General features: G+C 69.7%; 9 protein-coding genes. 7 read left to right on the plus strand and 2 right to left on the minus strand.

Translation table 11 applies throughout. The features are described 5' to 3' along the window. Positions 1-248 precede the first annotated feature (248 nt). Entirely contained in the window at positions 249-1,034 is a 786-nt protein-coding gene (locus JNL41_RS13685; RefSeq protein ID WP_293475793.1) for a phytanoyl-CoA dioxygenase family protein, read from the plus strand. A gap of 2 nt (positions 1,035-1,036) precedes the next feature. Here the strand turns inward: JNL41_RS13685 and JNL41_RS13690 are convergent, their stop codons facing one another. Together JNL41_RS13690 and divK are read right to left on the minus strand one after the other, a co-directional pair. Continuing rightward, positions 1,037-2,401, minus strand: coding sequence for a PleD family two-component system response regulator (locus JNL41_RS13690; RefSeq protein WP_293475795.1), 1,365 nt, complete (start codon positions 2,399-2,401; stop codon positions 1,037-1,039). A 4-nt stretch (positions 2,402-2,405) separates the two neighbouring features. Further along, positions 2,406-2,771 (minus strand): cell-cycle response regulator DivK, encoded by a 366-nt coding sequence (divK, locus tag JNL41_RS13695; protein ID WP_293353262.1) that lies wholly within the window; start codon positions 2,769-2,771, stop codon positions 2,406-2,408. Positions 2,772-2,882: 111 nt separating this feature from the next. On the opposite strand from divK, the gene JNL41_RS13700 reads away from it, so the two are divergent. The 6 genes from JNL41_RS13700 (at position 2,883) to JNL41_RS13725 (ending at position 10,032) form a co-directional block, all read left to right on the plus strand. Further along, on the plus strand, positions 2,883-3,539 hold the full coding sequence (locus JNL41_RS13700) for a hypothetical protein (RefSeq protein ID WP_293475797.1): 657 nt from the start codon (positions 2,883-2,885) through the stop codon (positions 3,537-3,539). A gap of 90 nt (positions 3,540-3,629) precedes the next feature. After that, on the plus strand, positions 3,630-4,505 hold the full coding sequence (locus JNL41_RS13705) for an ROK family protein (protein WP_293475799.1): 876 nt from the start codon (positions 3,630-3,632) through the stop codon (positions 4,503-4,505). Next, positions 4,502-5,773, plus strand: coding sequence for a DNA polymerase IV (locus JNL41_RS13710; RefSeq protein ID WP_293475801.1), 1,272 nt, complete (start codon positions 4,502-4,504; stop codon positions 5,771-5,773). Before JNL41_RS13705 ends, JNL41_RS13710 begins: the two co-directional genes overlap by 4 nt. Before the next feature lie 182 nt (positions 5,774-5,955). Beyond that, on the plus strand, positions 5,956-6,285 hold the full coding sequence (gene clpS / locus JNL41_RS13715) for an ATP-dependent Clp protease adapter ClpS (RefSeq protein WP_293364353.1): 330 nt from the start codon (positions 5,956-5,958) through the stop codon (positions 6,283-6,285). 6 nt (positions 6,286-6,291) lie between these two features. Beyond that, positions 6,292-8,604 carry an ATP-dependent Clp protease ATP-binding subunit ClpA gene (clpA, locus tag JNL41_RS13720; protein ID WP_293475803.1) on the plus strand — a complete coding sequence of 771 codons (2,313 nt, stop codon included), beginning with the start codon at positions 6,292-6,294 and terminating at the stop codon, positions 8,602-8,604. A gap of 105 nt (positions 8,605-8,709) precedes the next feature. Continuing rightward, positions 8,710-10,032, plus strand: coding sequence for an RsmB/NOP family class I SAM-dependent RNA methyltransferase (locus tag JNL41_RS13725; RefSeq protein WP_293475805.1), 1,323 nt, complete (start codon positions 8,710-8,712; stop codon positions 10,030-10,032). The last annotated feature ends 22 nt before the right edge of the window (positions 10,033-10,054 follow it).

Raw genomic sequence — 10,054 nt, forward strand, 5'->3', positions numbered from 1 at the left:
CACCGCGATCGCCATCCAGCTCGACAGCCGCAGCATGTTCCGTCCCCCGACCTGAACCCTGGGGGCAGCATAGATCGGAATCCTGCGCCCGGCAGCCCGCCTTGACAGCGGGCCGCGCCGGGCGGACGCTGCCCTCGACCTTCCGCGCTCTGCGGGGTCGCCGTGGGGACGCCCCACGGTGAATCGATGGTCGGCCCTCGGGCTGCGCCATCGGTTCACCGTGGGGCGCTTTCATTTGGAGCCCTCCGATGGAGCGTCCCGGCCTCACGCCCGAACAACATGCGCAGTACGAGCGGGAGGGCGTCGTGCGGCTGCCCGGCGCGGTTCCGCCCCCGGCCGTCGAGGCCATGGTTGCGACCCTGTGGCGCCGCCTCGCGGGTCGCCACGGCATCCGCCGCGACCACCGCGAGAGCTGGCACACCGCCAACCCTGCCCAGCTCGCCGCTCACAACGACGACTTCGCCGCGATGGCCAGCCCGCAGGTGCTGGCGGTCATCGACCAGTTGCTTGGACCGGGCGGGTGGAAGCCGCCGCCGCGGTGGGGTCTGCCCCTCGTGACCTTGCCGGGCTTCACCGCGCGATGGGACGTGCCGCACAAGCTGTGGCACCTGGACCTTCCGGCCGCGCCCGAACCGCCCCGCGTAGCGCGCGTGTTCCTGCTGCTCTCCCCATTGGCGGCGGGCGGTGGCGGCACGGGCTACGTGGCCGGCTCGCATCGCGTCCTGCACGACCTGGCGCGCGAGACCGGCCGCACCCTGAAGTCCGGCGACGCCCGCAAGCTGCTGACGGCGCGCGAGCCCTGGTTCGAGGCGCTCTTCACGCGGCGGCCGGGCGAGGACCGCATCGCGCGTTTCATGCAGGCGGGCGGGATGGCCGGCGGGGCGCCGGTCCGCGTCGGCGAGATGACGGGCGAGGCGGGCGACGTCTACGTGATGGACCCGCTCATCCTGCACGGAACGATGCCCAACGCCGCGGCGACGCCGCGGCTGATGCTGACGGAGTGGATCTACGGGCGGGACGGCCGACCGGCCTGACGCTACGCCGCCCTGGCGATGACCCGGTTGCGGCCGCGGGACTTGGCCTCGTAGACGGCTTCGTCGGCGCGCTTGAGGAGCGCGTTCGGCGTGTCGTCGGCGCCGGCGCTGGAGGCCACGCCGATTGAGATCGTGACGCTGAGCAGTTCCTCGCCGCCCATCACGCGGAACGGCGCGCCGGCCGCATGCAGCCGGATGCGCTCGGCGATGCGGCGCGCATCCTCCAGGTCGGTGTCGGGCATGACCACCACGAACTCCTCGCCGCCGTGGCGGACCGGCAGGTCGATGGCGCGCACGTTCGACGCCAGGCGCACGGCGAACTCGGCCAGCACCTCGTCGCCCACGTCGTGGCCGAAGCCGTCGTTGACCTTCTTGAAGTGGTCGATGTCGATCACCAGCAGCGACACCGGCTCGCCGCCCTGGCAGGCCCGGCGCATCAGGGCGTCGAGCTGGCCGGTCATGTAGCGGCGGTTGTGCAGCCCGGTGAGCTGGTCGGTGACCGCCAGCTCCAGCGAGTGATCGAGGTTCGAGCGCAGGTAGTCGGTATAGCGCTTGCGGCGGATCTGGGTGCGCACGCGCGCCGCAAGCTCGCCAGGGTCGATCGGCCGGGCCAGGATGTCGTTGACGCCGATCTCCAGCGCCTTGACCGCCTTCGGCCGCTCGTCGATGTCGGCGATGGCCAGGATCGGGATCTGCCGCGTCGTCTCGTCCGACCGCATCCCCGCGGCGAAGCGCAGACCATCGAAGGCCTTCGCCCCAGTGTTCACGATGACGAGGTCCACCGGCCCGCGGGCCGTGAGCGCGGCCTTGTAGGCCTCGGTCTCCACCACCGGACGATGCTCGATCGAAAGCTCGGCGGCCACGCGCTCGGCCTGGCGCTGGTTGTCGTCGACGATGAGGATACGTCCGCCCGAGCCGCCCAGCCGCGAGGCCGCGCCGGCGATCACGCCCATGCGGCGGCCCGAGGCCTCGCGGTCGCGCAGCTCGTCGATCACGGCCTTCAGGCGCACCAGGCTGCGGACGCGCGCGAACAGCATCACGTCGTCGATCGGCTTGGTCAGGAAGTCGTCGGCGCCGGCTTCCAGACCCGCGACGCGGTCGGCGCGGCCGTCCAGCGCGGTCACCAGCACCACCGGCACGTGGCGCGTCTCGGGATCGTCCTTCAGCCGGCGGCAGACCTGGAAGCCGTCCATGCCGGGCATCATGACGTCGAGCAGGATGATGTCGGGCCGCTCGGAGGCGGCGATGGCCAGCGCGGTCGGCCCGTCGCAGGCGGTCAGCACCTCGTAGTATTCGGCCGAAAGCTTTGCCTCGAGCAGCCGCACGTTCGATTCGATGTCGTCGACGACGAGGATGCGTGCGGACATGGGCCTAGTTCAGCAGCCGCTTGATGGTTTCCAGGAAGTGGCTGACCGAGATGGGCTTGGAGATGTAGGCCTCGCAGCCGCCCTCGCGGATCCGCTCCTCGTCGCCCTTCATGGCGAAGGCGGTCACCGCCACTACCGGAATGTGCGCGAGGTCGTCGTCTTCCTTCAGCCACTTGGTGACCTCCAGCCCCGAGATCTCGGGGAGCTGGATGTCCATCAGGATCAGGTCGGGCCGGTGCTCGCGGGCGAGCGAGAGCGCCGCGAGGCCCTCGCGCGTCTCGAGGGTCTCGTAACCCTGGGCTTCGAGCAGATCATGAAAAAGCTTCATGTTCAGCTCGTTATCCTCGACGATGAGGACCTTCTTGGCCATTTGCCCCGACAAGTGTGCTTGAGGTCCAGCCGGCTGTCCGGCCTTCCCCACCCTGCCGATGGTTATTCCCCGCGATATCCTTAAACTTCGTTATCCGCGCACCGAGGTGACTTGGCCCAGCCCCCTGCCCTGACCGTCCCCACCCTCGCCTCGCTGGGCCTGCCGGCCGAGCGGCCGCTGGTGCTGGTCGACGTCGACGAGGTGCTCGGGCTCTTCATGCAGGGGTTCGGCGACTTCCTCGCCGACCGCGGCTACGAGATGCGCATCGAGCGGTTCGCGCTCTTCCAGAACGTCTATCCGCCCGGCGGCTCGGAGCACATCGACCTGGAGACGGGGCGGAAGCTCTTCGACGAGTTCTTCGGCGGCCACTGCCATGAGATCGAGCCCGCGCCCGGCGCGGTCGCGGCGCTGAACAGGCTTTCGAAGGCGGCCGAGATCCTGATCCTCTCCAACGCCCCGGCGCAGGGCGAGCGGTTGCGGACCCAGTGGCTGGCCCGGCACGGGATGGCGCACCCTCTGGTGCTGAACTCCGGCCCGAAGGGGCCGATCGCCGCAGGACTGATCGCGCAGACCCCGCACCGCACGGCGTTCATCGACGACCTTCTGCCGAACCTCGACTCGGTGGCCGAGCACAGCCCCGCGACCGCGACGTTCCAGCATGTGGCCGACCTGCGCCTGCGCCCCTTCGCGCCGCGCTCCGAACGCCACCGTCGCCTCGACGACTGGATCGACCTGGCCGAGGCCATCGAGGCGGCCGTGCGGTCGTAGGGCCGCAGGCGACGTGGGACCGACCGACCCGCAGGCGGCCCGACGATCCGGCGTGGGCGCGCGCGGCCCGATCGGGCTAGAACCGCAGACATGATCCGCATCGGCGTGGACTTCGGGGGCACCAAGATCGAGGCCGCAGCGCTGGACGCGGACGGGCGCTTCCAGGCGCGGGTTCGCGTGCCGACGCCGCCGGACTACCTCGCCCGGCTCGACGCCACCGCCGACGTCGTCGCCGAGGCCGAGCGTCAGGCGGGCTCCACGGCGGCCCGGATCGGCGTCGGCGGACCGGGCTCGCCGTCGCCCGTGACGGGGCTGATGCGCAACTCCAACTCGACGGTGCTGAACGGGCGGCCTTTCCCGTCAGACCTCGAGCGCGCGCTGGGCCGCCCCGTCCGCTACGCCAACGACGCCAACTGCCTGGCGTTGTCGGAGGCGACCGACGGCGCCGCCGCAGGGGCAGGCGTCGCGTTCGCGGTGATCGTGGGCACCGGCTGCGGCGCGGGGGTCACGGTGGACGGGCGGCTGTTGGAAGGCCGCAACCTGATCGCCGGCGAATGGGGGCACACGCCGCTACCCTGGCCGCGCGGGCCCGAATCGCCGGGGCTCGCCTGCTGGTGCGGGCGCACGAACTGCCTGGAGCTCTGGCTCTCCGGCACGGGCTTCGCCCGAGAGGCCGGGCGCTCGGGCGAGGCCGCGGTGGCGGCCGGGGACCTCGACGCCATCGACGCCTACATCGACCGCCTGGCGCGTGGACTGGCCGTGATCGCCGATATCCTCGACCCCGACGTCGTCGTCCTCGGCGGCGGCATGTCGAACATCGCGCGGCTCTACGAGCGCCTGCCGGACGCCATCGCGCCCCACGTCTTCTCGGACGTGTTCACGACCCCCGTGGTGAAGGCGATGCACGGCGATTCGTCGGGCGTGCGCGGCGCCGCCTGGCTCTGGCGGCTGGACGAGCTGGCATGAAGGCCTTCTGCCGCGACTGCTTCTGGAGCGGCGAAGAGGCCGTGCGGCGCTGCCCGAAATGCGGCACGCCGCGTGTGGTGGCGCATCCCGAACTAGGCTCGCTCTCGATCGCCCACATGGACTGTGACGCCTTCTACGCCAGCGTCGAGAAGCGCGACCGGCCCGAACTGCGCGACCAGGCCGTGATCGTGGGCGGCGGCAAGCGCGGCGTCGTGACCACCTGCTGCTACATCGCCCGGATCAAGGGCGTGCGCTCGGCCATGCCGATGTTCAAGGCGCTGAAGGCCTGCCCCGAGGCCGTGGTCATCAAGCCCGACTTCGCGAAGTACCGCACCGAGTCGCGGCGGATCCTGGGGATGGCCGCCGAACTGACCCCGCTGATCCAGAACCTCAGCCTCGACGAGGCCTGGATGGATCTCTCCGGCACCGAGCGCCTGCACGGCGCCCCGCCCGCCGTCACGCTGGGGCGCCTGCAACAGCGGATCGAGGACGAGACCGGCCTCACCGTCTCCATCGGCCTGGCGATGAACAAGTTCCTGGCCAAGGTCGCGTCCGACCTCGACAAACCCCGCGGCTTCTCGGTGATCGGTCACGAAGCGCAGCGGTTCCTGGCGGACAGGCCGGTGAAGATCCTGCCCGGCGTCGGCCCGGCGATGGTCGCCGCGCTGGAAAAGGCCGGCTACCGCACCGTGGGCGACCTGGCCCGCGCCGACCTCAAGGTCCTCGCCGAACGCTGGGGCGCCCACGGCCTGCGCCTGCACAACCTGGCCCATGGCCGCGACCACCGCGCGGTGAACCCCAACGAGGCCCGCAAGGGCATCAGTTGCGAGACCACCTTCAACGAGGACCTCAGCCGCATCCCCGACCTGGAGGACAAGCTGGCCCCGCTGGCCGAGCGCGTGGCGCGGCAGGCCCGCGAGGGCGGCGTCGCGGGCCGCGTGGTGACGCTGAAGCTCAGGACCACCGACTTCAGGATCGTGACACGGCGCCGCACCCTGCCCGTCGCGACCCAGACGGCGCATACGCTCTTCAAGGTCGGCCGCGAGCTCCTCGCGCGGGAAGCCACCGGCCGCCCCTGGCGCCTCATCGGCATCGGCATCGCCGACCTGATCGACGCCGGGCAGGCCTCGGACGACTTCTTCGCCGGCGACGAGAAGAAGGCGCTGGCCTCCGAGCGCTCGGTCGACGCGATCCGCGCGAGGTTCGGCCCCGATTCGGTGACCTCGGGCCGCATCCTGCGGGCCCGCAATGCGTATGACGAAGAGTGAGCTTTCCGCACGGACGCCGCGAAAACGGGCAGTCTGGAGGTCCCCCCGCCTCGCTTGCCCGGCAATACTGGCGACGTAGAGTGAACCCAGGCCGTGACGATTCATCCCTTCCAAAAGCCGCTTTCTGGCATATCTAATCGGGTTGGGATGGCCCGGACCGGTCCCGCGAGGAGAACGGACACATGAGCGAACGAAAGGAAGGTGGAGCTGACACCGGCGTTCGCTCGACGGTCATCACTCAAACCAAACCGAAGACGCAGAAGCCGAGCATGTATCGGGTTCTGATTCTCAACGACGACTACACGCCGATGGAGTTCGTCGTGTACGTACTTGAGCAGTTCTTCAACAAGTCGCGCGAAGACGCGACTCGGATCATGCTTCACGTCCATCAGCACGGTGTGGGCGTCTGCGGGATCTACACATACGAAGTGGCGGAAACAAAAGTAGCCCAGGTCGTTGATACGGCGCGGCGGCATCAGCACCCGCTGCAATGCACCATGGAAAAGGACTAGGCGCTCTTGCCTTCATTCTCCCGCCAGCTCGAAGAGTCCCTGCATCGCGCGGTCGCCTACGCCAACCAGCGCAAGCACGAATACGCGACCCTGGAGCATCTGCTCCTCAGCCTGATCGACGACGAGGACGCCGCCGGCGTGATGCGCGCCTGCGACGTCGAACTCGGCGCGCTGCGCACAACGCTCACGAACTACGTGGACAACGAGCTGCGTAGCCTGGTCGTCGACGACGGCGAAGACGCCAAGCCCACCGCGGGCTTCCAGCGCGTGATCCAGCGCGCGGTGATCCACGTCCAGTCCTCCGGCCGCGAGGAAGTGACGGGCGCCAACGTGCTCGTCGCCATCTTCAGCGAACGCGAGAGCCATGCCGCCTACTTCCTGCAGGAGCAGGACATGACGCGGTACGACGCGGTGAACTACATCGCCCACGGCATCGCCAAGAAGGCCGGCGCCTCCGAGGCCAAGCCCGTGAAGGGCGCCGAGGACGAGGACAAGCCACAGGTGAAGACCGGCGGCGAGGCCCTCGAGGCCTACTGCGTCAACCTCAACGAGAAGGCCAAGCAAGGTAAGGTCGATCCCCTCATCGGGCGGATGTCCGAGGTCGAGCGCTGCATCCAGATCCTCTGCCGCCGGACGAAGAACAACCCGCTGCTGGTCGGCGACCCCGGCGTCGGCAAGACGGCCATCGCCGAAGGCCTGGCGCGCAAGATCGTCAACAAGCAGGTCCCCGAGGTCCTGGCCAAGTCGACCATCTTCTCGCTCGACATGGGCGCGCTGCTGGCCGGCACCCGCTACCGCGGCGACTTCGAAGAGCGCGTGAAGCAGGTCGTCAAGGAGCTGGAGAACCACCCCGACGCGATCCTGTTCATCGACGAGATCCACACGGTGATCGGCGCCGGCGCCACGTCCGGCGGCGCCATGGACGCGTCGAACCTGCTGAAGCCGGCGCTCGCGTCGGGCACCCTGCGCTGCATGGGCTCGACCACCTACAAGGAGTTCCGCCAGCACTTCGAGAAGGACCGGGCGCTCGTCCGGCGCTTCCAGAAGATCGACGTGAACGAGCCCACGATCGAAGACACGATCAAGATCCTGAAGGGCCTCAAGACCTACTACGAGGAGTTCCACAAGCTCCGCTACACCAACGACGCCATCAAGGCGGCGGTGGAGCTGTCGGCCAAGTACATCAACGACCGCAAGCTGCCCGACAAGGCGATCGACATCATCGACGAGGCTGGCGCCTCCCAGATGCTGCTGCCCGAAGGCAAGCGGAAGAAGATTATCGGCCTGAAGGAAGTGGAGGCGGTGGTCGCCAAGATCGCCCGCATCCCGCCGAAGTCGGTCTCCAAGTCCGACACCGAGGCGCTGAAGCAGCTCGAGAGCGACCTGAAGCGCGCGGTCTACGGCCAGGACGAGGCGATCGACAGCCTGAGCTCGGCCATGAAGATGGCCCGCGCGGGTCTGCGCGACGCCAACAAGCCGATCGGCTGCTACCTGTTCTCGGGCCCCACCGGCACCGGCAAGACCGAGACGGCCCGCCAACTGGCCTCCACCCTCGGCATCGAACTCCTGCGGTTCGACATGTCCGAGTACATGGAGCGCCACACGGTCAGCCGCCTCATCGGCGCGCCTCCCGGCTACGTGGGCTTCGACCAGGGCGGCCTGCTGACCGATGCGGTCGACCAGCATCCGCACGCGGTGGTCCTGCTGGACGAGATCGAGAAGGCGCACCCGGACGTCTTCAACATCCTGCTCCAGGTCATGGACCACGGGCAGCTCACCGACTCGAACGGCAAGAAGATCGACTTCCGCAACGTGGTCCTGATCATGACCACGAACGCGGGCGCCTCGGACGCCCAGCGCAACTCGATCGGTTTCGGCCGCGGCAAGGCCGAGGACGAGGTCGACGAGGCGCTGAAGCGGCTGTTCACGCCGGAGTTCCGCAACCGCCTGGACGCCATCGTCCAGTTCCGCGCGCTGACGCCGGAGATCATCCGCCAGGTGGTGCAGAAGTTCGTCATGCAGTTGGAAGCCCAACTGGCGGACCGCCACGTCACCATCGAGACGTCCGACGAAGCGGCCGACTGGCTCGCCAAGAACGGCTTCGACGAGCTCTACGGCGCCCGGCCGCTGGCCCGGGTCATCCAGGAGCACATCAAGAAGCCGCTCGCCGACGAGATCCTGTTCGGCAAGCTCTCCAAGGGCGGCCACGTCCAGGTGGTGCTCAAGGACGGCAAGCTCGCGTTCCAGATCGAGGGCGACGACCGCGAGCCCGGCGCCCCCGTGGTGGAGACCCCTGCCGAGGAACCGGAAGCGGTCTGACCGCTTCACGCGCGTTGGAATGCGAAGGCCCGGGAGCAATTCCGGGCCTTTTCGCTGGCCCCTTCGCTGGACGGCCCTGCGGAAGGCGTCTAGGTCCGCCTCGCCGTGACGCCCCCTGCCCGCCTGCAAGCCGCCCTCGACCTGATCCAGGAGATCGAGCGAGCGCCCCGCCCCGCCGATGCGGTGGTCTCGTCGTGGTTCCGCGCCCGCCGCGATCTCACCGACGCCGACCGCGGCGTGATCTACGATCTCGTCTACTCGATGCTGCGCAGCCAGGCCCGGCTCACCTGGTGGCTGGCGAAGTACGAGCGGCCCGCGACGCCCCGCAACCGCCTGCTGGCCTGGCTGATGCTGGGCCGTGGCTCGACCCGCGAACAGGTCGAGCGCCAGTTCAGCGGCGGCCGGCTGGCCGCGGCGGTGCTGAGCGAGCCTGAGCGCCAGTTGCTGGGGCGGCTCCAGGGCGGCACGCTCGAGCATCCCGGGATGCCCGACGAGGTGCGCGGCGAATGCCCGGAGTGGGCGCTGGAGGCGCTGCGCCGCCGCTTCGGCGACGCCTTCGCCCGCGAGATGGCCGGGATGCTGACCCCGCCGACGCTCGACCTGCGGGTCAATCCGCTGCGGTCCACCCGCGAGGCGATGCTCCGCGCGTTGACCGCGCTCGGCCTGAAGGCGAGTGCGACGCGGATGGCGCCGCAAGGCATCCGCGTGACCGACCGCGGCGCGCTCTCCCGGATGCCGATGCTGCGGACCGGCGAGGTCGAGATCCAGGACGAGGGGTCGCAGATCGTCGCCCTGCTGGTGGGCGCCAGGCCCGGCGAGCGCGTGGTCGACTTCTGCGCCGGCGCCGGCGGCAAGACGCTGGCCATCGCCGCCGACATGGCGAACAAGGGCGTCGTCATCGCCTGCGACGTGCTGGAGAACCGCCTGAAGCGCGGCGCCGAGCGCTTCCGCCGCGCCGGCCTGCACAACATCCAGACCCGCCTGCTCAGCAGCGAACGCGACAAGTGGGTCAAGCGCCACAAGGGCGGCTTCGACCGCGTACTCGTCGACGCGCCCTGCAGCGGAACGGGCACCTGGCGGCGCAACCCCGACGCGCGCTGGCGCGCAGAGCACGCCGGGTTCGAGGCCCTCCTGCCGCTGCAGGCCGCCATCCTCGACAGCGCCGCACGCCTGGTGAAGCCCGGCGGCCGCCTCGTCTACGCCACCTGCTCGCTGCTGACCGAGGAGAACGAGGCCCAGGTCGAAGGCTTCCTCGCCGCGCACCCCGACTTCCGCGCCGTGCCGCTGAGCGAGGTCGCGCCCGAGATCGAGGACTCCGCCCACCCGGACTACCTGTCCCTGACCCCCGCCCGCCACGACACCGACGGCTTCTTCGCCGCGGTGATGGTGCGCGACGCTACTTCCGGATCGGCACGCCCTTCGTCGTGAACCTGGTCCCCGGATGGCGCTT

Source organism: Phenylobacterium sp. (assembly GCF_016793285.1).
Classification (GTDB): Bacteria; Pseudomonadota; Alphaproteobacteria; order Caulobacterales; family Caulobacteraceae; genus Phenylobacterium.

What these genes read in the sequence shown, in the direction of transcription:
- JNL41_RS13710 (WP_293475801.1), top strand. Translation starts at nt 4,502, where the DNA reads ATGAAGGCCTTCTGCCGCGACTGCTTCTGGAGCGGCGAAGAGGCCGTG.
- clpS (WP_293364353.1), top strand. Translation starts at nt 5,956, where the DNA reads ATGAGCGAACGAAAGGAAGGTGGAGCTGACACCGGCGTTCGCTCGACG.
- JNL41_RS13690 (WP_293475795.1), bottom strand. Translation starts at nt 2,401, where the DNA reads ATGTCCGCACGCATCCTCGTCGTCGACGACATCGAATCGAACGTGCGG.
- JNL41_RS13705 (WP_293475799.1), top strand. Translation starts at nt 3,630, where the DNA reads ATGATCCGCATCGGCGTGGACTTCGGGGGCACCAAGATCGAGGCCGCA.
- JNL41_RS13685 (WP_293475793.1), top strand. Translation starts at nt 249, where the DNA reads ATGGAGCGTCCCGGCCTCACGCCCGAACAACATGCGCAGTACGAGCGG.
- divK (WP_293353262.1), bottom strand. Translation starts at nt 2,771, where the DNA reads ATGGCCAAGAAGGTCCTCATCGTCGAGGATAACGAGCTGAACATGAAG.